Consider the following 21,172-nt stretch of genomic DNA (forward strand, 5'->3'; position numbering starts at 1 on the left):
TGCCATGAGCAATCCGCAAGTCGAACTGCATATCCAGAACCACGGTGTCATCACGATCGAACTCGATCCCGCCAAGGCACCCAAGACGGTCGAGAACTTCCTCGACTACGTCGCCAAGGGCCACTACGACAACACCATCTTCCACCGCGTGATCCCCGGCTTCATGGTCCAGGGCGGCGGCATGGGCCCCGGCATGAACGAGAAGGCCTCGGGCGCGCCGATCCAGAACGAGGCCAACAACGGCCTGAAGAACGACAACTACACCGTCGCCATGGCGCGCACCAACGCCCCGCACTCGGCCACCGCCCAGTTCTTCATCAACGTGGCCGACAACGGCTTCCTGAACCACAGCGCGCCGTCGGCCCAGGGCTGGGGCTACGCCGTCTTCGGCAAGGTCGTCTCGGGCACCGAGGTGGTCGACAAGATCAAGACCGTCAAGACCGGCCGCAAGGGCTTCCACGACGACGTGCCGCAGGAAGACGTCATCATCACCAAGGCCGTGGCACTCTAAAAGCCTCGCCTTGCCGGTCCCCGATCGCCGCTGCGCTGCCCGGACAATGCCGCCCGTGCCACCGCGCTGACACGACCATGGCCGCCCACCCGTCGACCGTGCCGCCGGTGGCGGAGCTGACCGCCCCGCCCACTTGGCGCACGGTGGATGTCGCATCCGATCTGCACCTGCACGCGGACGATACCGACACCTTCGACGCGTTCGCCCGCTACCTGCGCGCCACGCCGGCCGATGCGCTGCTGCTGCTGGGCGACGTGTTCGAGGTCTGGATCGGCGACGATGCCGCCACACCCGGCAGCTTCGAGGCCCGCTGCGCAGATCTTCTGCGCGCGGCTTCCGACCGGTACGCCGTCTACCTGCAGCACGGCAACCGCGATTTCCTGGTCGGCCCCGCGTTCCTGGCGCGCTGCGGTGCGACCGCGCTGGCCGACCCCACCGCGCTCGACCTGTTCGGCCGCCGCTGGCTGCTCTCGCACGGCGACGCGCTGTGCCTGGACGATACCGACTACCTGCGCTTCCGGTCCGAGGTGCGCGCCCCCGCCTGGCAGCAGGCTTTCCTGGCGCGTCCGCTGGCCGAGCGGCGGGCACTCGCGCGCGGCATGCGCAGCGAGAGCGAATCGCGCAAGCGCTCCGGCGCAGACTACCCCGATGCGGATGCCGGCGCGGTCGCCCGCTGGCTGACCGCCTCGGGCGCCGACACCCTGGTCCACGGCCACACCCACCGCCCCGCCGACCATGCCGTCGCCGGCGGCCGCCGCCGCACGGTGCTGTCCGACTGGGACCTGCGGGCGACCCCGCCCCGGGCCGAGGTGCTGCGCATCGCCGGCGGCGGCGCGGCCCGCGTCGTGCTGGTCTAGGTCGGCGCCCCACCCTTTCGCAACCGTACGACCCCCTCCCATGTGGCGCGCATTCCGGTCGTTCTTCGGCAAGCAGCCCGTCGGCGTGGAAATTCCCGATCCGCTGTGGGACGCCACCCTGGCGCACTTGCCGTTTCTCGCGGGTCTGTCGACCCATGAGCGTGCGGGGCTGCGCACGCTCTGCGGCCTGTTCCTGAGCCGCAAGGAATTCCACGGCGCCCACGGCATGGTCGTGACCGACGCGATGGCGCTCTCCATCGCCGCGCAGGCCTGCCTGCCGCTGCTGCACCTGGGGCCGCCCGCGCAGGTGCTGGGCTGGTACGACGACTTCGTGACCGTGGTGGTGCATGCCGCGGGCGTGGTGGCACCGCGCGAGGTGACCGACGAGGCCGGCATCGTGCACCGCTACGACGAGCCGCTGATCGGCGAGGCGATGGACCGCGGTCCGGTCACCCTCAGCTGGCAGGACGTGGCGGCGGCCGGCGACACCGCGGCCGAGGGCACCAATGTCGTGATCCACGAGTTCATCCATAAGATCGATATGCGCGGCGGCGGGCCTGACGGCTGCCCGCCCCTGCCGCCGGGCTTCCTCGGCGCGCGCGGCGCCCGGGCCGCGCGCGCGGCGTGGCTGGCGGTGCTGGAGCCGGCCTACCACGCGTTCCGCGAACAGGTGATCGTGGCCGAGCGCTTCGGCGGCGCCGAGCCGTGGCTCGACCCGTACGGCGCCGAGGCGCTGTCGGAGTTCTTCCCGGTGGCCTGCGAGGCCTACTTCGTCGCCCGGGTCCGGTTCGCGGACGAGTTTCCGGCGCTGGCGCCGCTCTTCGACGCCTTCTTTCGCCGGCAGTAGATTTGCTATTATATTGATAGCTATATGTCGCCATCGTACGCCGGCTACAGGCTTGTTCGGCTTAGAAAAAGCATGGCTCCGGACACAAGCCGACACGGTGCCCGCACCCGGCATTCGCCACACTGGCACGCTGCGGACGCCCTCTAAAGCCCGCACCGTCCCCTCTCCATCAAGGAAGCCCGCCATGCTCGAAAAGCTGCCCGACGCCCTGGGCCACGCACTGCGCAACCAACGCGCCGGACTCGACGAGATCGCCTTCAACCGGATCGACCTGCGCACCGGCACCGCAGCGATCACCGTATCCAGCCTCGCCTTCGCCGACCACGCGCCGATCCCGGCGCTCTACACCGCCGACGGCGAAGGTCGATCGCCCCCGCTGCAGTGGAGCGGCGTGCCGGCCGGTGCCGCGTCGGTGGTGCTGCTGGTCGAGGATGCCGATGCGCCGACGCCGCGTCCGCTGGTGCATGCGATCGTGGTCGACCTGCCCGCCGGCCCCGAAGGCACTCTGCCCGAATCGGCCCTGGCGAGCCCCGCGCAGGACGACAGCACCCTGCCCGCCGCCGGCCGCGTCGGGCGCAACTCCTACCTGCAGGCCGCGTGGCTGCCGCCCGATCCGCCCCCGGGGCACGGAGTGCATCGCTACGCGTTCCAGGTGTTCGCGCTGGCCGCCGCCGATCCGGAAGACGACACGGCGCTGCTCGACGAGACGCCCGGCCGCGAGGCGGTGCTCGACGCGATCGACGCCCGGGCGGTCGCCAGCGGCCTGCTGATCGGCACCTACACCCGTCCGGACGGCAGCATCCGGGCCGACCAGGAAGCGCCCGCGGTCGTGACGCGGACACCCGGATTGCTGGCGACCTGAGGCCGCGTCGGACGGGCGTAACGATGCGAATTCGAAAGAAGAATAGCCGGAGCCGGCGTAGCTCGCCGGCTATCAGCTATCAAATTTGTAGCAACGGCCTGATCGCTGCCGTGTCGGCCATGCGGGATTCGAAGCCCACCCCGGCGGGTCGGCCCGCGGCTCTGCGCCATCTGCGCGGGCAGGGTCAGGCGCCTTCCGGCTTTTCGGGCAGCAGGCCCTTCTCGCGCAGGATGGCGGTGAAGACGCCGAAGGCGTGGTTGGCGACCGGCACGCCGCAATAGATCGCGGCCTGCAGGATCACCTCCTTGATCTCGTCGGGCGCCAGCCGGGAATCGGGCGCGCCGTCGAGCGCGGCCCGGACATGCATCGCGAACTCGTCGTAGGCATGGATGCCCAGCATCATCGAGAGCACCATGAAGCGCCGTGTGCGATCGCCCAGCGCCGGACGGCCCCAGATGTCGTTCCAGGCATGGCGGGTGATCAGGTGCTGGAACTCGGCGTTGTAGGCGTGGACATTGGCGGCGGCCTTGTCGACCCAGGCGTCGCCGAGGACGCGGCGGCGGTTCAGTATGCCGCTGTCGTATTCCTGCTGCTGCGGATCGGGCGTGGTGGACGCGGGCATCGGAGGCTTTCGGAAAAAGGAGGGATGCGGGGGACGCGGCGGGTCAGCCGGCGAGCAGCGCCCGCAACCGGCCGGCCTGCTCGCGCGCCAGGCCGGCCGCATGGTCGGCCAGCGTGGGGGCGAACCATTCTTCGGCGGCCGCGGCCGGCAGCTCGGCCCGAAGGCGGTCGAGGTTGGCGCGCATCCGGTCGCCATGCACCCGCAGGCCGGGCACCGCCTGTGCCAGGGCACGCACCGCGCCGTGGGCCGACTGCAGCAGCACCGGCCATTCGGCCAGCTCGGCCTGCCAGGCGCCCAGGGCGCGCTCGTGCTCCTGCGGCATCGCGGCCAGCAGAGCGGCCACGCACTGCGGCGCGCGATGCGCCGCCGCCAGCGCCACCATCGAGGCGACCGGGTTGCGCTTGTGCGGCATCGCCGACGAGCCGCCCCGGCCGGGTTCGGACGGCTCGGCCACCTCGCCCACTTCGTACTGGCCCATCAGCGCCAAGTCGCGCGCCAGTTTGCCGACGCCGCCGACCAGCACGCCGAGCGCGCATCCCAGCGCCACCCACCGGTCGCGCTGCGTGTGCCACGGCGCATCGGGCGCGGCCAGTCCCAGGTCGACGGCCATCAGCGCCACCACCGCCGGCCCCCTGCCGGCCATCTGCGCCTGGGTACCGACCGCCCCGCCCAGCTGCACCGCCAGCGCTTCGGCAGCCGCCGCCCGCACCTGCCGCAGGCTGCGGGCGATCGGCGCGGCCCACTGGGCGCACTTCCATCCGAAACTGGTGACCGAGCCCGGCTGGCCCAGGGTGCGGGCCAGGACCGGCATGGCGGCATAGCGCTCGGCCAGGTCGATTAGCGCCGCGACCAGCTGCCGGCCGTCGGCGTCGATCCGGTCCAGCACCGGGCGGGTGACCAAGGCGGCCGCGGTATCGATCACGTCCTGGCTGGTGCTGCCGAAATGGGTGAAGGCGGTGGCAGCGGCATCGACCGCGCCCACCCGCTCCTTCAGCGCCTCGAGCAGCGCAATCGCGACACTGCCGGCCCGGCCGCTGTCGCGCACGAGCCGCGCGACGTCGAAGGATTCGACATGGCATTGGCCGGCGATCGCCTCGGCCGCAGCCGCCGGCACCAGGCCGACCCGGGCCTGCGCACGGGCCAGCGACGCCTCGAAGCGCAGCATCGCGCCGACGAAACACGGCGGGCTGAAGGCCCCCAGGGCTTCGTCGGTCGAGAGGAAAACGTCGAACAGACTGCTCATGGGATCGGTGTCGGTGGAAAGCGCAGCCTCAGGAGAAGCGCCGGCTGCGCAAAGCGCGATTTTGCCCGACCGACGAACGACATCCGCGACCGGAACGGCAACCGCATACCCGCCGGGAAAACGAAAAAGCCGTATCCCTCGCCAGAAGGGACACGGCTTGGACACCCTGCGGACCATCGCCGGCAAGGCGACGGCCCGGTGTACATCGCTCAGCGGCGCCAGTCACCGTAACCGCCGCCCCGCCAGTACGGCGGCGGGCCGTAGTAACCACGGTGAGGACCGTAGTACCCACTCGGCGGGGCGTAGTAGATCGGCTGCGGTGTCACGTAGACCGGTGGCGGGTTGTAGTACACCGGACGGGGCGGGATATAGACCGGCGGCGGGGCGACGTACACCGGCGGTGGGGGCACGTACACCGGCGGCGGGTTGTAATAGGTCGGGGCCGCCACACCGAACCCGAGGTCCGGTGTGCTGATGCCGAGCGACCACGACACACCACCGTGGGCGTGCGCGACGCCTGCGGTAGCCAATGCGCCGACAGCAACGGCGGCGCCGAGAGCCAAACGACGGTAGATGCTTGCGATCATGGAGGATCTCCTTGGAAGGGCGCTCCGGCAAATCCGGCGCCTCGTAATCAGTAACGCATGAAAGTCTGCGCCGGATGGCAGGGGAAGGTGAATTGTGGTTTCCATGGGTAACGCCGCCAGATCGCCAGCGCCGTACCGATCGCCGCGGTTCGACCGCGGATGAAAGGATGGACCGCCGACCGGGCACCCTGCCTCCGCGGCCGGGCCGTGCCATCGCGCCACCTAGAATCGGCGGATGACCTCCTCTTCCACCGGCACGCGGCCGAACCCCGCGGTGCCGACCGCTCCCGAGACGGCCCGCGACGCGGCGCGCCCCAGCAATTTCCTCCGCCAGATCATCGAGAACGATCTCGACAACGGCACCTATGCCGGGCGCCACTGGGGCGGTGGCCCCGGCGACGCGGCCCACCAGGCGGCCGGCCCTGCCGACCCTCAACGGGTGCGGATGCGCTTCCCGCCCGAGCCCAACGGCTACCTGCACATCGGCCACGCCAAGAGCATCTGCCTGAACTTCGGCCTGGCCCGGGAGTACGGCGGCGTCTGCCACCTGCGCTTCGACGACACCAATCCCGAGAAGGAAGAGCAGGAATACGTCGATGCGATCGTCGACGCGGTGCGCTGGCTGGGCTTCGACTGGCAGTCGAACGGCACCAGCCACCTCTACTACGCCAGCAACTACTTCGACTTCATGTACCGCGCGGCCGAGTATCTGATCGAAGCCGGCCATGCCTACGTGGACGAGCAGACGCCCGAGCAGATGCGCGCCAACCGCGGCGACTTCACCACGCCCGGCACCGACAGCCCGTTTCGCGGCCGCTCCCCGGCCGAGCACCTGGCCCGGTTCCGCGCGATGCGCGACGGCCAGCTGCCCGACGGCACCGCGGTGCTGCGCGCCAGGATCGACATGGCGTCGCCCAACATCAACCTGCGCGACCCGTCGCTCTACCGGATCCGCCGCGCCACGCACCACAACACCGGCGACACCTGGTGCATCTACCCGATGTACACCTTCGCGCACCCGATCGAGGACGCGCTGGAGAACATCACCCACAGCATCTGCACGCTGGAGTTCGAAGACCAGCGGCCTTTCTACGACTGGCTGCTCGAGCGGCTGATCGAGGGCGGCCTGCTGGCCGCGCCGGCGCCGCGCCAGTACGAGTTCGCCCGGCTCAACCTGACCTACGTGGTGACCAGCAAGCGCAAGCTGCGGCAGCTGGTCGACGAAGGCCGGGTCAGCGGCTGGGACGATCCGCGCATGCCCACCATCGCCGGCCTGCGCCGCCGCGGCTACACGCCCGAGGCGATCCGCCTCTTCTGCGAGCGCAGCGGCGCCAGCAAGTCCGGCGGCTGGATCGACTACAGCTCGCTCGAGATCGCACTGCGCGAAGACCTGGACGAGAAGGCCCCGCGCGCGATGGCGGTGCTGGACCCGGTGAAGCTGGTCATCACCAACTGGGACGAACTGATGGGGGCCGGCACGCTCGACGCCTGCAGCGCGCCGGTGCATCCGCACCACCCCGAGATGGGCCAGCGCAGCCTGCGCTTCGGCCGCGACCTGTGGATCGAACGCAGCGATTTCGAGGCGGTGCCGCCCAAGGGCTTCTTCCGTTTCTATCCGCCGCACACCGCGGCCGACGGCACGGCCAAGCCCGGCAACAAGGTGCGGATGAAGTACGGCCACGTCGTCGAATGCACCGGCGCCACGGTCGATGCCGACGGCCGGCTGCTGGAGGTGCAGGCCGTCCTGCTGCCCGACACCAAGAGCGGCACGCCCGGCGCGGATGCGGTCAAGGTCAAGGGCGTCATCACCTGGGTGGGCGACAGCGACGGCATCGAAGCGCCGGTGCACCTCTACGACCGGCTCTTCACCGACGCGCATCCCGACGCGGGCGACCGCGATTTCCTGAGCGTGCTCAACCCCGACAGCCTGAAGACCGTGACCGCCCGGCTGGAGCCGAGCCTGGCGAACGCCGCACCCGGCAGCCGCTGGCAGTTCGAACGGCACGGCTACTTCGCGGTGGACAACGGCGGCGACACGCCGGGCCCGGCCTTCAACCGCATCACCGGCCTGAAGGACAGCTGGGGGCGCTGAGGCGACCGCCAGCCGCTCCCCGCACTCCATGGCCCAGCCGCCCACCCCTTCGGGCCTGCCACCGGCGGCGGCCGGCGTCGCGCATCCCCACGCCCGAAGCGGCCCTGCGCCACCGCCGCGCGCTGCTGCGCTTCCTTCTGCCCTACCGCGGCCGCATCCTGCTGGCGCTGGTGCTGCTGGTCGGTGCCGCGGCCACCACGCTGGCCTTCCCGGTGGCGCTGCGCAGCCTGGTCGACGGCGGCCTGGCCGCGCAAGACCCGGGCGCGCGGCTGACGACGCTGCGCACCCACTTCGCCGCGCTGTTCGGCGTGGTGGTGACGCTGGGAACCTTCTCGGCCGGACGCTTCTACATGGTGAGCTGGCTGGGCGAGCGGATCACGGTCGACATCCGCAACGCGGTCTACGCCCATGTGCTGCGGCAGAGCCCCGAGTTCTTCGAGACCACCCAGACCGGCGAGGTGCTGTCGCGGCTGACCGCCGACACCACCCTGGTCCAGACCGTCGTCGGTTCCTCGCTCAGCATGGGGCTGCGCAACGCGGTGATGGGCCTGGGCGCCCTCGGCGTGCTGCTCTGGACGCACCCGACGCTGATGCTGGCGGTGCTGGCCGCGGTGGTGCTGGTGGTGGTGCCGAGCGCCTGGTTCGGCCGCCGGGTGCGTACCCTCTCGCGCGCCAGCCAGGACCGCATCGCCGATGCCAGCGCCATCGCGGCCGAGGTTCTGAACGCGGTGCCGCTGGTGCAGATCTACACCGCCGAGGCGCGCGAGTCGGCCCGCTTCGCCACGTCGAACGAGCAGGCCTTCGACACCGCCGTGCGCCGCAGCCGTGCCCGCTCGGTGCTGGTGGCCTTCGTGATCATCGCCACCAGCGCCGCCCTGCTCTGGGGGCTGTACGCAGGCACCCGGGCGGTACTCGACGGCACCATGAGCGCCGGCCAGCTGGGGCAGACCGTCGTCTACGTGCTGATCCTGGCCAGCGCCTCCGCCGTGCTGGGCGAGGTCTACGGCGACCTGCTGCGCGCAGCAGGCGCGGCCGAGCGGCTGATAGAGCTGCTGCACACCCGCTCGCCGATCCAGTCGCCCGCGGCGCCGCAGCAGCCTGCCCGTTGGTCGAAAGTGCCTGCAGCCGTCGAACAGCGCCGAGGTCTAGCTATCGATTTCATAGCAGTCGATTTCCGCTATCCGTCGCGGCCGGCGCACCTCACCCTGCGCGCCCTGACGCTGCAGTTCGCTCCGGGCGAGACCGTCGCCCTGGTCGGGCCCAGCGGCGCGGGCAAGACCACCGTGTTCCAGTTGCTACAGCGTTTCTACGACCCCGACCCGGGTGCCGGCCGCATCCTGATCGAAGGGCTGGATATCCGGCACTTCGACCTGTCCGCCCTCCGCGGCCGGATCGGCATCGTGCCGCAGGATGCGACGGTGTTCTCGGCCACCGCCCGCGAGAACATCCGCTACGGCCGGCCCCACGCGACCGACGCCGAGGTGGAGGCCGCCGCCCGGGCCGCCTTCGCCCACGATTTCCTGCAGGCGCTGCCGCAGGGCTACGACACCTTCCTGGGCGAACGCGGCGTGCGCATTTCGGGCGGCCAGCGGCAGCGCATCGCCATCGCCCGGGCCTTGCTGAAAGACCCGCCGCTGCTGCTGCTCGACGAAGCTACCAGCGCGCTGGATGCCGAGAGCGAACGCATGGTGCAGGCCGCCCTCGACGCCGCCCTGCAGCGCGGTGCCGGCCGCCGCACGACGCTCGTCATCGCCCACCGGCTGGCCACGGTGCAGAACGCCGACCGGATCGTGGTGCTGGAGCACGGACGGATCGTCGAGCAAGGCACGCACACCACGCTGATGGCGGCGGGCGGCACCTATGCGCGGCTGGCGTCGCTGCAGTTCGATGTGTGAGCCGGGGGGGGTGGCAGGAACAACGCCACGAGGCCGGCTGAAAGCCCGTTTTATGAGCCGAATGGGCCTCTGGCCGGTAAACAGCCACGGCTTTCAGCTACAAAATCGTGAGCGGACTCACGGGCGGCGCATCTGGCGACCCCTCACCCCGCCGCGCATCAACGCGCCGTGCACCCCGGGCGCTTGCGGTCCTCGGCGCGTCGCACCTGCCGGCTGGCGGCCGGCCGGGCGGCCAGGGCACGGGCCTGCTGGCGCCGGTCGGACCACCGCTTGATCAGCCGCACCACCACGGCGGCCACCACCAGCGCGAAAAAGCCCACCAGCGCGCCGGCCAGGTCGGGAATCATTGCAGCGTCTCCGTCAGCGCGGCCGGCAGCGGCAATACGCCGATGCCCTCTTCGCGCAGTGCGTGGGCCTCGTCGGGCGTGGCCTGGCCGCGGATGCTGCGCTCGGCCGCCTCGCCGTGGTGGATGCGGCGGGCCTCGTCGGCGAAGCGCGACCCCACGTTCTCTGCCTGGCCGACCAAGGCACGGGCAGCGCGCCACCGGGCGGCTTGCTCTGCGGTCGATTCCGGCGCGACGGCGGACGATCGGCTGGCCGGCTCGTTCGCCACCGCGACTGCGGTACCGGCCTGCGCTTCCGGGGCACGATCGCCGCGTGCGCTGCCCAGGTTGAGACGCGGCGCGCTCGGCAGCTTGGCGACTTCGGCGATGCGACAGACAGGGCAGGTCACCAGGCCGCGCGCGCGCTGGCCCCGGTAGTCGTCCTCCGAGCCGAACCAGCCCTCGAAGCCATGGCCCTGCCCGCACCGCAGGTCGAGCACCTTCATGCGGCACCGGCCGGCGGCGCCGCGTCGGCGGCGTGCCATTCCAAGGCCCACCCGCCCGACACCATGTTCTGCAGGTGCACCACGCAGGCCAGGGTCTTGGCGTCGGTCACCGTGCCGGCGCGGCACCACGCCAGCAGTTCGTCCAGCGAGGCCGCGAAAACGTCGACGAACTCGCCCGGGTCGAGCGACGGCGTGCCCGCGACCAGGCCGCGCGCGAAATAGATGTAAATGACCTCGGTGGAATAGCCGACCGCCAGATGCATCGATCCGGCGCGCGCCCATTCGCGGGCGGTGAAGCCGGTTTCCTCGCACAGCTCACGCTGGCCGCAGTGCAGCGGCGTCTCGCCCGGATCGAGTTTGCCGGCCGGAAACTCCACGATCACCCGGCCCACCGGATAGCGGTACTGCCGCTCCAGCACCACCCGGCCGTCGTCCAGCAGCGGCACCACCACCACCGCGCCGGGGTGGACGATGTACTCGCGGGTGGACGTGCCGCCGTCCGGCAATCGCACCCGGTCGCGCCGGGCCTTGAGGAAGCGGCCTTCGAGAATCGATTCGCCGGCGATGCGCACTTCCTGCAGGTGAGCGTCGGTGCCGTCGAGGTCGGTCAAAACAGGGAGCGGAGGGATATCAGGCATCTCGGTTGCGGCCGCGCAGCAGGTAGCGGTAGACGAACCCGGGGAAGGCGAGCGTCAGGAAGACCGCGGCCGTCACCGCGTAGAACTCCCAGCCCTGCGGTGCGATCCGGCCCGCGCGCTTCTCCAGCAGCAGGCCGATGCCGAGGACCACGAAGTAGAGCACCACCAGTTCCGCCAACCGCAGCGGCAGGGGTTTGGGCGCACGCATCGGAACGGCGCCGAACAGGCGCTGGCTGGCGAACGGCAGGTTGGCCAGCGCCAGCCCTGCCAATCCGACCAGCCAGACCGCGAACGTATTGGACATGCCGCCGTGGATCGGTCCGCGGCTGGCGCGTCAGGTGCCGAGCGTCTTGACGACGGCCTGCGCGCAGAGCGTCATCAGGCCGCCGGGCACGACGCCCAACACCAGCACCAAGGCGCCGTTGAGGGTCAGCATCCAGCGCGCATCGGCACCGGCCACGACCGGCGTGGTGTCGCTCGGAGCGTCGAAGTACATGACCTTGACCACGCGGATGTAGTAGAAAGCGCCGATCAGCGACATCACCACCGCCACCACCGCCACACCTATGTAGAGCGGCAGGCCGGAACTGATCAGCGCCTGCAGCACCGCGAGCTTGGCGTAGAAGCCCACCAGCGGCGGCAGGCCGGCCATCGAGAACATGCACAGCGCCAGCACCCCGGCATAGAGCGGGCTGCGCTGGTTCAGGCCGGCGAAGTCGGCGATCTCGTCGTGCTCGAAGCCGTCGCGGGCCAGCAGCATGATCACGCCGAAGGCGGCGAGCGTGGTCATCACGTAGGTGACGATGTAGAACATCGACGAGCTGTAGGCGTTGTACGCCGCGGAAACGTCGCCGCGGATCACGCCCGACATCATGCCTATCAGCACGAAACCCATCTGCGAGATGGTCGAGTAGGCCAGCATGCGCTTGAGGTTCTTCTGCGCGATGGCCGCCAGATTGCCGATCACCAGCGAGCAGACCGCGAGCACCGCCAGCATCTGCTGCCAGTCGATCGCCAACGGCAGCAGGCCCTCGACCAGCAGGCGCATGGTCATCGCGAAGGCGGCCAGCTTGGTGGCGCCGCCGATGATCAGGGTCACCGCCGTCGGCGCGCCCTGGTAGACGTCGGGCACCCACATGTGGAACGGTGCCACGCCCAGCTTGAAGGCTATGCCGGCGACGATGAAGACCACGCCGAAGACCAGCACCTGGTGGCGGATCTGTCCGGTGCTCACCGCCTTCAGCACCTGGCCGATGTCGAGCGAACCGGTCGCACCGTAGAGCATCGACAGGCCGTAGAGCAGGAAGCCGCTGGCCATCGCGCCCAGCACGAAGTACTTCATCGCCGCTTCGGTGGCGTTGGTGTCGTCGCGGCGCAGGGCGACCAGGGCGTAGCTGGAGAGCGTCAGCAGTTCCAGGCCCAGGTAGATCACCAGGAAGTTGTTGCCGCCGATCATGATCAGCATGCCCAGCAGGGCGAACATGCCGAGCGTGAACAGCTCGCCGCCACGCGTCATGTCGCGGCTGGCCGCGTACGGCCGGCCGTAGACGATGGTGACGAACATCGCGACGGCGGCGAAACACTTCAGCCAGTTGCCCATCGGGTCGCTGACGACCATGTTGGAGAAGCCGTACGAGGTGCCGCCGGTATGCGCCTGCCAGCCGGCCAGCAGCGCGGTGGCCGCCAGCGTCGCCAGCGTCAGCACGTAGGTCAGGACGCGACGGGTGTCGGTCGTCCGCAGATCCAACAGCGCGATCACGCAGGCCGCCACGAGCAGCAAAATCTCCGGGTACAGGGTGGCCCAGCCGAATGTGTCCATATCTCTTCTACTTCAGTTCAGTGGGTCAGCGCAGCTTCGAGGTGGCGACGTGGCGCAGCAGATCGGCGACCGATGCGTCCATCACGTCGGTGAACGGCTTCGGGTACAGGCCCATGGCGAGCACGGCGATCGCCAGCAGCGACATGATCAGGAACTCGCGGCCGTCGATATCCTTCAGGTGTCGGACATGGTCGTTGGCCACCGGGCCCAGGTAGACCCGCTTGAACATCCACAGGGTGTAGCCCGCGCCGAAGATCAGTGCCGTGGCGGCGAGCAAGCCGACCCAGAAGTTCGCCTTCACCGCCGCCAGGATCACCATCCATTCGCCGACGAAGCCGGCCGTGCCCGGCAGGCCGCAGTTGGCCATCGCGAACAGCAGCGCGAACGCGGTGAAGCGGGGCATCGTGTTGACCACGCCGCCGTACGCTGCGATCTCACGCGAGTGGACCCGGTCGTACAGCACGCCGATCGACAGGAACATCGCGCCCGACACGAAGCCGTGGGCGATCATCTGCACGATGCCGCCGGACACGCCCAGGTCGTTGAACAGGAAGAAGCCCAGCGTCACGAAGCCCATGTGCGCGACCGACGAATAGGCGACCAGCTTCTTCATGTCCTTCTGGACCATCGCGACCAAGCCGACGTAGACCACCGCGACCAGAGACAGCGCGACCATCAGCCATGCCCATTCGCGCGAGGCATCGGGGGCGATCGGCATCGAGAACCGCAGGAAGCCGTAGGCGCCCAGCTTCAGCATGATCGCGGCCAGCACGGCAGAGCCGCCGGTCGGCGCCTCGACGTGCACGTCGGGCAGCCAGGTGTGCACCGGCCACATCGGCACCTTCACCGCGAAGGCCGCGAAGAAGGCGAAGAAGATCAACGTCTGCGCGGTCGACGACAGCGGCAGCCGGTGCCAGGTCGCGATGTCGAAGCTGCCGCCCGACTGTGTGTACAGGTAGATCAGCGCCACCAGCGTCAACAACGAACCGAGCAGCGTGTAGAGGAAGAACTTGAACGCCGCGTAAATCTTGTTGCCGCCGCCCCAGATGCCGATGATCAGGTACATCGGGATCAACGTGGCTTCGAAGAACATGTAGAACAGGATGCCGTCGAGCGCGCTGAACACGCCGATCAGCAGGCCCGACAGGATCAGAAACGCGCCCATGTACTGGTTGACGCGCTCGGTGATCACTTCCCATGCGGCGATCACCACGATGACCGTGATGAAGGCGGTCAGCGGCACGAACCAGAAGGAGATGCCGTCCACGCCCAGGTGGTAGTGTATGTTGAAACGCTCCACCCAGCTGTGGCACTCCACGAACTGCATCGCCGACGTACCGAGGCGGAAGCCCTGGTAGAGCGGAACCGTGACAAGCAGACCCAACAAGGACCCGGCGAGCGCCAGCCAGCGCACCAGGCCCGCCTGCTCCTTCTTGCCGAACGCCAGCAGTACGGCGCCGAACACGATCGGCGTCCAGATGGCGAGACTCAACCAGCCCATGTGTCGTTTTCCTTGTTGTTATTACTTGAAGAGCGCGAAGAACTGGTCATGCCACACGAAGTAGGTCAGCAGCACGAACACACCCACGATCATCACGAGCGCATAGTGGTAGATGTAGCCGCTCTGCAGATGGCGAACGGCGGCGGCGATGCGGCCGACGACCTTCCACGAGCCGTTGACCAGCGCGCCGTCGATGACGGCCTGGTCGCCGCCCTTCCAGAGGCCGGTCCCGAGCGCCCGCGCACCGCGCGCCAGGACGTTCTCGTTGAACCAGTCGAGGTAGTACTTGTTCTCGAACAGCGTGTAGATCGGCTGGAAGGTACGCTTGATCGTGGCCGGCACCTTCGGATTGACCATGTACATGTAGAAGGACGACACGACACCCGCCAGCGCCAGCCAGAAGGGCCAGGTGCTCAGGCCGTGGATGGCCATCTGCAGCGGGCCGTGGAAGGCCTCGGCCAGCTCGGCCATCGCATGGTGCTTGTCGCCGTCGACGAAGATCACGTTCTTGAAGAAGTCGCCGAAGAGCATCGGCTCGATCGTGAAGAAGCCGATCAGCACCGACGGGATCGCCAGCAGCACCAGCGGCAGGGTGACGACCCAGGGCGACTCGTGCGGCTTACCGCCGTGTGCGTCGTGCCCATGGTGGTCGTCGTGCGCCGTCGCATGCGGGTCGGCATGGTGGTCGTCGTGGTGCGCGTCCGGATTCTGGTCGTAGCGTTCCTTGCCGTGGAAGACCAGGAAGTACATGCGGAACGAGTAGAAGGCGGTGATGAACACGCCCGCCAGCACGGCGAAGGAGGCGAAGCCGGCGGCCGGAAGGTGGCTCTCGTGCACCGCTTCGATGATGCTGTCCTTGGAGTAGAAGCCCGAGAAAAGCGGCGTGCCGATCAAAGCCAGCGAGCCCAGCAGCGAGGTGATCCAGGTGATCGGCATGTACTTGCGCACGCCGCCCATCCAGCGGATGTCCTGGTTGTGGTGCATGCCCATGATGACCGAGCCGGCGCCGAGGAACAGCAGCGCCTTGAAAAACGCGTGCGTCATCAGGTGGAACACCGCGACCGAGTAGGCCGATGCACCGAGGGCGACCGTCATGTAGCCGAGCTGCGACAGCGTGGAGTACGCCACCACCCGCTTGATGTCGTTCTGGATGATGCCCAGGAAGCCCATGAACAGCGCGGTGATCGCCCCGATCACGAGGATGAAGTTGAGCGCGGTGTCGGACAGCTCGAACAGCGGCGACATGCGCGACACCATGAAGATGCCGGCGGTCACCATCGTCGCCGCATGGATCAGGGCCGAGATGGGCGTCGGGCCTTCCATCGAGTCGGGCAGCCACACGTGCAAGGGGAACTGGGCCGACTTGCCCATCGCACCGATGAACAGGCAGATGCAGATCACGGTGACCAACATCCAGTCGGTGCCGGGGAAGCCGAGCGCGGCCAGTTCACCCTTCTTCGCGAAGATCTCGGCGTAGTTCAGCGTGCCGGTATAGGCCGCGATCAGGCCGATGCCCAGGATGAAGCCGAAGTCGCCGACCCGGTTCACCAGGAACGCCTTCATGTTGGCGAAGATGGCGGTCGGCTTGTTGAACCAGAAGCCGATCAGCAGGTACGACACCAGGCCCACCGCTTCCCAGCCGAAGAACAGCTGCAGCAGGTTGTTGCTCATCACCAGCATCAGCATCGAGAAGGTGAACAGCGAGATGTAGGCGAAGAAACGGTCGTATCCGTCGTCCTCGGCCATGTAGCCGACGGTGTAGATGTGCACCATCAGCGACACGAAGGTCACGACGCACATCATCATGGCGGTGATGCTGTCGATGAGGAAGCCGACCTCCATCTTCAGCGATCCGACCGTCATCCAGGTGTAGAGGGTTTGGTCGAAGCGGGCGCCGTCCTGCACCACGCTCCAGAGCGTCATCGCGGACAGCACGAAGGCGACGAACACGCCCAGGATGGTGAGGGTGTGGCTGGCCTTGCGGCCCAGCACGTTGCCGCCTAACAGGGTGCCCGGGATGCCGGCCAGCAATGCGCCGGCGAGCGGCGCCAGCGGGATGGCCAGCAGGGTCGAGGCGGAAAGGGTTGCGCTCATCGTTCTCGTGTCTTTCTTCTTCTCGGCCGCAGCCTCAGCCCTTGAGCGTATCGAGATCCTCGACGCTGATGCTCGACTTGTTGCGGAACAGCAGCACCAGGATGGCCAGCCCGATCGCGGATTCGGCGGCGGCGACCGTCAGGATGAAGAACACGAACACCTGTCCGTGCATGTCACCCAGGTAGTGCGAGAACGCGACGAAATTCATGTTCACCGCGAGCAGCATCAACTCGATCGCCATCAGCAGCACGATCAGGTTCTTGCGGTTCAGGAAGATGCCGATGACCGACAGCGCGAACAGCATCGCGCCGAGCGACAGGAAATGTCCGAGCGTCAGCGTCATGCCTTCTTCTCCACCGCAGGTGCGGCCACGGGTTCAACGGGTGCCGGCGGGCGCGTCGCATCGAGCTTGACCAGGGCCACACGGTCCTGGGCCCGGACGCGCACCTGGTCGGCCACGTCGACGAACTTGCTGTCCTTGCGGCGGCGCAGCGTCAGTGCGATGGCGGCGACGATCGCGACCAGCAGGATCACGGCCGCGATTTCCAGCGGATAGAGGTATCGGGTGTAGAGCAGCATGCCGAGCGCATGGGTGTTCGACACCTCGGACGCGGCGCCGCCCATCGTCACCATCGGACGCGGCCCGCCGCTCTCGCGGAACCCGCCCATCAGCACGTAGGCCATCTCGAGCGCGATCACCACGCCGATCACGGCCGCCAGCGGGAAGTGCTTCCAGAAGCCCTGGCGCAGGCCGTCCATGTTGATGTTGATCATCATCACGACGAACAGGAAGAGCACCATCACCGCGCCCAGGTACACCAGCACCAGGGTGATGGCCAGGAACTCGGCCTGCAGCAACAGCCAGATCGCCGATGCCTGCGAGAAGGCAAGCATCAGGTACAGCACGGCATGCACGGGGTTGCGTGCCGTGATCACCCGGAACGCGGCGAACAGCAGCGCGAACGAGAACAGAAAGAAGAAACCGGTCTTGACGTCCATGGGGGCTCTCGGGGGACCGCTTCAGCGGTACTTGGCGTCGGCCGCCTTGGCCGCGGAGATTTCTTTTTCGTAGCGATCGCCCACCGCCAGCAGCATGTCCTTGGTGAAATACAGGTCGCCCCGCTTTTCGCCGTGGTACTCGAGGATGTGGGTTTCCACGATCGAGTCGACCGGGCAGCTCTCTTCGCAGAAGCCGCAGAAGATGCACTTGGTCAGGTCGATGTCGTAGCGGGTGGTACGGCGGCTGCCGTCGTCGCGCACTTCGGACTCGATCGTGATCGCCACGGCGGGGCAGACGGCTTCGCACAGCTTGCAGGCGATGCAGCGCTCTTCGCCGTTGTCGTAGCGGCGCAGCGCGTGCAGGCCCCGGAAGCGCGGCGAGAGCGGCGTTTTTTCTTCGGGGAACTGGACGGTCACCTTGCGCTTGAACGCGTAGCGGCCGGTGAGGGCCATGCCCTTGACCAGCTCCACGAGCATGAAGCTCTTGAAGAAGTCCTTGATTGAAAAAGCGGATACAGCAGCGGCTGACATCGTCGAATCTCCGTTTACTTCCAGATGTTCCACGAGGTCTGCATCCAGCCGCCCACGACGAGCAGCCAGACCAGGGTCACCGGAATGAAGATCTTCCAGCCGAGGCGCATGATCTGGTCATAGCGGAAGCGGGGGAATGTTCCGCGCACCCAGATGAACAGCGACACCACGAAGAAAGTCTTGATGCCCAGCCAGATCCAGCCGGGAATGAAATCGAGGAATGCGACCGGCGACAGCCAGCCCCCCAGGAACATGAGAGCGGCCAGGATCGCGACCAGCCACATGCTGGCGTACTCGGCCAGGAAGAAGATGGCGAAACCCATGCCCGAGTACTCGACCATGTGACCGGCCACGATCTCGGCCTCGCCTTCGACCACGTCGAACGGATGGCGGTTGGTTTCGGCCACACCCGAGATCACGTAGACCACGAAGATCGGCAGCAGAGGGAGCCAGTTCCACGACAGGAAGCCCAGGCCCCGGTCGGCGAACATGCCCTTGCCCTGCCCTGCCACCACGTCGCCCAGGTGCAGGCTGCCGGTGACCATGATCACCACCACCAGGCAGAAGCCCATGGCGATCTCGTAGCTCACCATCTGTGCCGACGCCCGGAGCGCACCGAGAAACGCGTACTTCGAGTTGGACGCCCAGCCCGCGATGATCACGCCGTAGACCTCGACCGAGGTGATGGCCATGATCAGCAGCAGGCCAGCGTTGACGTTGGCCAGGACGACGTCGGGGCCGAACGGAATCGCGACCCAAGCGGCCAGCGCCGGCATGATGGCCATGATCGGGCCCAGCCGGAACAGGCCGCCGGCGGCGGCCGACGGGCTGATGATTTCCTTGGTCAGCAGTTTGACCGCATCGGCGATCGGCTGCAGCAGGCCCATCGGACCGACGCGGTTGGGTCCGTGGCGCACCTGGATCCAGCCGAGCAGCTTGCGCTCCCACAGGGTCAGGTAGGCGACCGCGCCCATCAGCGGTGCCAGCATGCAGACGATCTTGAGCAGGTTCCAGATGACCGGCCAGGCACCGCCCGCCCACCAACCCGCACCGACCAGGTTCTGGCCGAATCCGTAGAAGCTGTCGATCATGCTGCGACTCCTGCGCGCCGGGCAGCGGCATGTCCCGCCCGGCCGTCGGCCGTCAGTTGCAGCGATTCGGCGCGGCGAACGAGGCCGTCGAGTTCGTAGATGGCGGCGACCGCCGGCTCGGCCGCATCCGGCGTCGCTGCGCGCACCGGGGCCTGCGTCCTGTTGGAAAGCCGCGCTTCCGGCAGGAAGCCGGCGTCTGCCGCCATCGCACCGCGCGCCTGGACCAGCACTTCCTGCGAGGACTCGAAGGCGAAGCCCGGCAGGCCGAGCAGGTTGCCCAGCACGCGGACGACCTTCCAGGCCGGCCGCGCATCGCCCCGCGGCTTGGTCACCGCATGGAAGCTCTGGAGCCGGCCCTCGGCATTGACGAAGCTGCCCGAGGTCTCCGTGAACGGCGCGACCGGCAACAGCACGTCGGCGATGTCGAGGTTGGCCTTGAAGGCGTTGAGCGAGACGACCATCGCCGCGCCACCCAGGGCCGCCGCGGCGGCAGCGCCACCGGCGGCGTCGAACGCCGGCTCGGTGTTGAGCAGCAGCGCCGCCTTCAGCTTGCCCTGCAGCATCTGGCCCGCATGCAGGCCGCCGTTCTGCGGGAAGGCGCCGACATACTGGGCACCGACGGTGTTGGCCGCTTCGGTGAGGTAGCCGACCGAAGCGCCGGTCTGCTGTCCGATCCACTGCGCGAGGCTCAGGATCAGCGACGCATCGGCATGGTGTGCCGCGCCGTTGCCCAGCAGTACGGCCTTGCGCTCGCCCGACAGCAAGCTGCGGGCGACCGCGGTGCCAGAGGCATCCGCTGCGGTGCCGACAGGCGATGCGACGCCCTGCTCCGCCGCGATGCCGCTGGCAATGTTTTCCAGTGCTGCGACCCACTGGGTGTGCGGCACGACGGCGGAGGAGGCGAGCGCCATCGCCCAATCGTCGTCGGCCGACCGGATCGCGTGCACCGCCGCACCCTTGCGGGCTGCCTGGCGAATGCGCTGGGCGAACAGCGGATGGTCCTTGCGCAGGTTCGAACCGACGACCAGCACGCTCTGCAGGCTGGAGAGCGATGCGATCGAGGTGCCGAGCCAGCGGACGGAATCGCCCTGCTCCACCGAGAAATCGGCCGTGCGAAGACGGTAGTCGATGTTGTCGCTGCCCAGGCCGCGCACCAGGGCGGCGGCCAGGTAGAGCTCTTCCAGCGTGCTGTGCGGGCTCACCAGCGCACCGATCGAGGCCGCGCCATGGTCGGCCTTGATCTGGCGCAGGCCGCTGGCGACGTACTCGAGCGCCGCCTGCCAGCTGACAGGCTGCCATTGGCCGCCCTGCTTCAGCATCGGCTGGGTCAGGCGGTCCTCGCTGCGCAGCGCCTCGTAGGAGAAGCGGTCGCGGTCGGCGATCCAGCACTCGTTGACGTCCTCGTTCTCGAGCGGCAGGACGCGCAGCACTTCGTTGTTCTTGACCTGGACGATCAGGTTGGCGCCGGTGGAGTCGTGCGGGCTGACCGACTTGCGGCGCGACAGCTCCCAGGTGCGGGCGCTGTAGCGGAACGGCTTGCTGGTGAGCGCGCCGACCGGGCAGATGTCGATCATGTTGCCGGACAGCTCCGAGTCGATCGTGTCGCCGACGACGGTGGTGATCTCCGAATGCTCGCCGCGGTGGATCATGCCCAGCTCCATCACGCCGGCGACTTCCTGGCCGAAACGGACGCAACGGGTGCAGTGGATGCAGCGACTCATTTCCTTCATGGAAATCAGCGGGCCGACATCTTTCGGGAACACGACACGCTTTTCTTCCGCATAGCGCGAACCGGAGCCTCCGTAGCCGACGGCGATGTCCTGCAGCTGGCACTCGCCGCCCTGGTCGCAGATGGGGCAATCCAGCGGATGGTTGATCAGGAGGAACTCCATGACCGACTGCTGCGCCTTGATCGCCTTGTCGCTCTTGGTGCGCACGATCATGCCCTGGGTCACCGGCGTGGCGCAGGCGGGCATGGGCTTGGGTGCCTTCTCCACGTCGACCAGGCACATGCGGCAGTTCGCCGCGATGCTCAGCTTCTTGTGGTAGCAAAAATGCGGGATGTAGGTGCCGGCTTTTTCGGACGCATGCATGACCATGCAGCCTTCGGCAACTTCGACCTTCTGGCCGTCGAGTTCTATTTCAACCATGTCG

21 protein-coding genes are annotated in these 21,172 nt (G+C 68.2%); 6 read left to right on the forward strand and 15 right to left on the reverse strand.

What is annotated here, in order from left to right:
- The first annotated feature begins 4 nt into the window (after positions 1-4).
- The 4 genes from DFQ15_RS01915 (at position 5) to DFQ15_RS01930 (ending at position 3,077) form a co-directional block, all read left to right on the forward strand.
- Positions 5-511, forward strand: coding sequence for a peptidylprolyl isomerase (locus DFQ15_RS01915; protein WP_110464343.1), 507 nt, complete (start codon positions 5-7; stop codon positions 509-511).
- 77 nt (positions 512-588) lie between these two features.
- Positions 589-1,368 (forward strand): UDP-2,3-diacylglucosamine diphosphatase, encoded by a 780-nt coding sequence (locus DFQ15_RS01920; RefSeq protein ID WP_110464344.1) that lies wholly within the window; start codon positions 589-591, stop codon positions 1,366-1,368.
- Positions 1,369-1,408: 40 nt separating this feature from the next.
- On the forward strand, positions 1,409-2,215 hold the full coding sequence (locus DFQ15_RS01925) for a M90 family metallopeptidase (protein WP_110464345.1): 807 nt from the start codon (positions 1,409-1,411) through the stop codon (positions 2,213-2,215).
- Positions 2,216-2,399: 184 nt separating this feature from the next.
- Positions 2,400-3,077: a YbhB/YbcL family Raf kinase inhibitor-like protein gene (locus DFQ15_RS01930; protein WP_110464346.1), complete on the forward strand. Its 678-nt coding sequence runs from the start codon at positions 2,400-2,402 to the stop codon at positions 3,075-3,077.
- 184 nt (positions 3,078-3,261) lie between these two features.
- Here the strand turns inward: DFQ15_RS01930 and DFQ15_RS01935 are convergent, their stop codons facing one another.
- From DFQ15_RS01935 to DFQ15_RS01945, 3 genes are all read right to left on the reverse strand, one after another.
- Positions 3,262-3,699, reverse strand: coding sequence for a carboxymuconolactone decarboxylase family protein (locus tag DFQ15_RS01935; RefSeq protein WP_110464347.1), 438 nt, complete (start codon positions 3,697-3,699; stop codon positions 3,262-3,264).
- A 43-nt stretch (positions 3,700-3,742) separates the two neighbouring features.
- Positions 3,743-4,942 carry a lyase family protein gene (locus tag DFQ15_RS01940; protein ID WP_110464348.1) on the reverse strand — a complete coding sequence of 400 codons (1,200 nt, stop codon included), beginning with the start codon at positions 4,940-4,942 and terminating at the stop codon, positions 3,743-3,745.
- 209 nt (positions 4,943-5,151) lie between these two features.
- Positions 5,152-5,529 (reverse strand): hypothetical protein, encoded by a 378-nt coding sequence (locus DFQ15_RS01945; protein WP_110464349.1) that lies wholly within the window; start codon positions 5,527-5,529, stop codon positions 5,152-5,154.
- Between the two features lie 235 nt (positions 5,530-5,764).
- Between DFQ15_RS01945 and DFQ15_RS01950 the strand changes: the two genes are divergently transcribed.
- A complete protein-coding gene (locus DFQ15_RS01950; RefSeq protein ID WP_110464350.1) occupies positions 5,765-7,621 on the forward strand; it encodes a glutamine--tRNA ligase/YqeY domain fusion protein in 1,857 nt (618 codons plus the stop codon).
- An 83-nt stretch (positions 7,622-7,704) separates the two neighbouring features.
- Positions 7,705-9,516 carry an ABC transporter transmembrane domain-containing protein gene (locus tag DFQ15_RS01955; protein ID WP_199399799.1) on the forward strand — a complete coding sequence of 604 codons (1,812 nt, stop codon included), beginning with the start codon at positions 7,705-7,707 and terminating at the stop codon, positions 9,514-9,516.
- A gap of 158 nt (positions 9,517-9,674) precedes the next feature.
- On the opposite strand, the gene DFQ15_RS01960 is transcribed toward DFQ15_RS01955, so the two are convergent.
- From DFQ15_RS01960 to nuoG, 12 genes are read right to left on the reverse strand one after another with little or no spacing between them, the layout of a single operon-like run.
- Entirely contained in the window at positions 9,675-9,863 is a 189-nt protein-coding gene (locus tag DFQ15_RS01960; RefSeq protein WP_110464351.1) for a hypothetical protein, read from the reverse strand.
- Entirely contained in the window at positions 9,860-10,345 is a 486-nt protein-coding gene (locus DFQ15_RS01965; RefSeq protein WP_110464526.1) for a DUF1178 family protein, read from the reverse strand. The genes DFQ15_RS01960 and DFQ15_RS01965 overlap by 4 nt, the downstream gene beginning before the upstream one ends.
- Complete coding sequence (locus DFQ15_RS01970) at positions 10,342-10,983, reverse strand: NUDIX domain-containing protein (protein ID WP_110464352.1); 642 nt, start codon at positions 10,981-10,983, stop codon at positions 10,342-10,344. The genes DFQ15_RS01965 and DFQ15_RS01970 overlap by 4 nt, the downstream gene beginning before the upstream one ends.
- Positions 10,976-11,287: a DUF2818 family protein gene (locus tag DFQ15_RS01975; RefSeq protein ID WP_110464353.1), complete on the reverse strand. Its 312-nt coding sequence runs from the start codon at positions 11,285-11,287 to the stop codon at positions 10,976-10,978. The genes DFQ15_RS01970 and DFQ15_RS01975 overlap by 8 nt, the downstream gene beginning before the upstream one ends.
- A gap of 30 nt (positions 11,288-11,317) precedes the next feature.
- The gene (gene nuoN, locus DFQ15_RS01980) at positions 11,318-12,802 is read right to left on the reverse strand and encodes an NADH-quinone oxidoreductase subunit NuoN (protein ID WP_110464354.1); all 1,485 of its coding nucleotides are present in this window, start codon (positions 12,800-12,802) and stop codon (positions 11,318-11,320) included.
- 25 nt (positions 12,803-12,827) lie between these two features.
- Entirely contained in the window at positions 12,828-14,303 is a 1,476-nt protein-coding gene (locus DFQ15_RS01985) for an NADH-quinone oxidoreductase subunit M (RefSeq protein WP_110464355.1), read from the reverse strand.
- 21 nt (positions 14,304-14,324) lie between these two features.
- Positions 14,325-16,397 carry an NADH-quinone oxidoreductase subunit L gene (gene nuoL, locus DFQ15_RS01990; protein ID WP_110464356.1) on the reverse strand — a complete coding sequence of 691 codons (2,073 nt, stop codon included), beginning with the start codon at positions 16,395-16,397 and terminating at the stop codon, positions 14,325-14,327.
- Between the two features lie 34 nt (positions 16,398-16,431).
- On the reverse strand, positions 16,432-16,740 hold the full coding sequence (gene nuoK / locus DFQ15_RS01995; protein WP_055833175.1) for an NADH-quinone oxidoreductase subunit NuoK: 309 nt from the start codon (positions 16,738-16,740) through the stop codon (positions 16,432-16,434).
- Positions 16,737-17,396: an NADH-quinone oxidoreductase subunit J gene (locus DFQ15_RS02000; RefSeq protein WP_110464357.1), complete on the reverse strand. Its 660-nt coding sequence runs from the start codon at positions 17,394-17,396 to the stop codon at positions 16,737-16,739. The genes nuoK and DFQ15_RS02000 overlap by 4 nt, the downstream gene beginning before the upstream one ends.
- Before the next feature lie 21 nt (positions 17,397-17,417).
- Positions 17,418-17,927 carry an NADH-quinone oxidoreductase subunit NuoI gene (nuoI, locus tag DFQ15_RS02005; protein ID WP_055833180.1) on the reverse strand — a complete coding sequence of 170 codons (510 nt, stop codon included), beginning with the start codon at positions 17,925-17,927 and terminating at the stop codon, positions 17,418-17,420.
- Between the two features lie 14 nt (positions 17,928-17,941).
- Positions 17,942-19,018, reverse strand: a complete 1,077-nt coding sequence (gene nuoH, locus DFQ15_RS02010) for an NADH-quinone oxidoreductase subunit NuoH (RefSeq protein ID WP_110464358.1) — start codon at positions 19,016-19,018, stop codon at positions 17,942-17,944.
- Entirely contained in the window at positions 19,015-21,168 is a 2,154-nt protein-coding gene (gene nuoG, locus DFQ15_RS02015) for an NADH-quinone oxidoreductase subunit NuoG (RefSeq protein ID WP_110464359.1), read from the reverse strand. Before nuoG ends, nuoH begins: the two co-directional genes overlap by 4 nt.
- Positions 21,169-21,172 lie beyond the last annotated feature (4 nt).

It is taken from the genome of Xylophilus ampelinus (assembly GCF_003217575.1).
In the GTDB taxonomy this organism is placed as follows: Bacteria; Pseudomonadota; Gammaproteobacteria; order Burkholderiales; family Burkholderiaceae_C; genus Xylophilus; species Xylophilus ampelinus.

Bases quoted from the DNA above. Each gene is read 5' to 3' on its own strand.
- DFQ15_RS01935 (WP_110464347.1), bottom strand. From the start codon at position 3,699: ATGCCCGCGTCCACCACGCCCGATCCGCAGCAGCAGGAATACGACAGC.
- nuoI (WP_055833180.1), bottom strand. From the start codon at position 17,927: ATGTCAGCCGCTGCTGTATCCGCTTTTTCAATCAAGGACTTCTTCAAG.
- DFQ15_RS01925 (WP_110464345.1), top strand. From the start codon at position 1,409: ATGTGGCGCGCATTCCGGTCGTTCTTCGGCAAGCAGCCCGTCGGCGTG.
- DFQ15_RS02000 (WP_110464357.1), bottom strand. From the start codon at position 17,396: ATGGACGTCAAGACCGGTTTCTTCTTTCTGTTCTCGTTCGCGCTGCTG.
- nuoH (WP_110464358.1), bottom strand. From the start codon at position 19,018: ATGATCGACAGCTTCTACGGATTCGGCCAGAACCTGGTCGGTGCGGGT.
- nuoN (WP_110464354.1), bottom strand. From the start codon at position 12,802: ATGGACACATTCGGCTGGGCCACCCTGTACCCGGAGATTTTGCTGCTC.
- DFQ15_RS01940 (WP_110464348.1), bottom strand. From the start codon at position 4,942: ATGAGCAGTCTGTTCGACGTTTTCCTCTCGACCGACGAAGCCCTGGGG.
- DFQ15_RS01965 (WP_110464526.1), bottom strand. From the start codon at position 10,345: ATGAAGGTGCTCGACCTGCGGTGCGGGCAGGGCCATGGCTTCGAGGGC.
- DFQ15_RS01985 (WP_110464355.1), bottom strand. From the start codon at position 14,303: ATGGGCTGGTTGAGTCTCGCCATCTGGACGCCGATCGTGTTCGGCGCC.
- DFQ15_RS01930 (WP_110464346.1), top strand. From the start codon at position 2,400: ATGCTCGAAAAGCTGCCCGACGCCCTGGGCCACGCACTGCGCAACCAA.
- DFQ15_RS01915 (WP_110464343.1), top strand. From the start codon at position 5: ATGAGCAATCCGCAAGTCGAACTGCATATCCAGAACCACGGTGTCATC.
- DFQ15_RS01960 (WP_110464351.1), bottom strand. From the start codon at position 9,863: ATGATTCCCGACCTGGCCGGCGCGCTGGTGGGCTTTTTCGCGCTGGTG.
- nuoL (WP_110464356.1), bottom strand. From the start codon at position 16,397: ATGAGCGCAACCCTTTCCGCCTCGACCCTGCTGGCCATCCCGCTGGCG.
- DFQ15_RS01975 (WP_110464353.1), bottom strand. From the start codon at position 11,287: ATGTCCAATACGTTCGCGGTCTGGCTGGTCGGATTGGCAGGGCTGGCG.
- DFQ15_RS01920 (WP_110464344.1), top strand. From the start codon at position 589: ATGGCCGCCCACCCGTCGACCGTGCCGCCGGTGGCGGAGCTGACCGCC.
- DFQ15_RS01970 (WP_110464352.1), bottom strand. From the start codon at position 10,983: ATGCCTGATATCCCTCCGCTCCCTGTTTTGACCGACCTCGACGGCACC.
- nuoK (WP_055833175.1), bottom strand. From the start codon at position 16,740: ATGACGCTGACGCTCGGACATTTCCTGTCGCTCGGCGCGATGCTGTTC.
- DFQ15_RS01950 (WP_110464350.1), top strand. From the start codon at position 5,765: ATGACCTCCTCTTCCACCGGCACGCGGCCGAACCCCGCGGTGCCGACC.
- nuoG (WP_110464359.1), bottom strand. From the start codon at position 21,168: ATGGTTGAAATAGAACTCGACGGCCAGAAGGTCGAAGTTGCCGAAGGC.
- DFQ15_RS01945 (WP_110464349.1), bottom strand. From the start codon at position 5,529: ATGATCGCAAGCATCTACCGTCGTTTGGCTCTCGGCGCCGCCGTTGCT.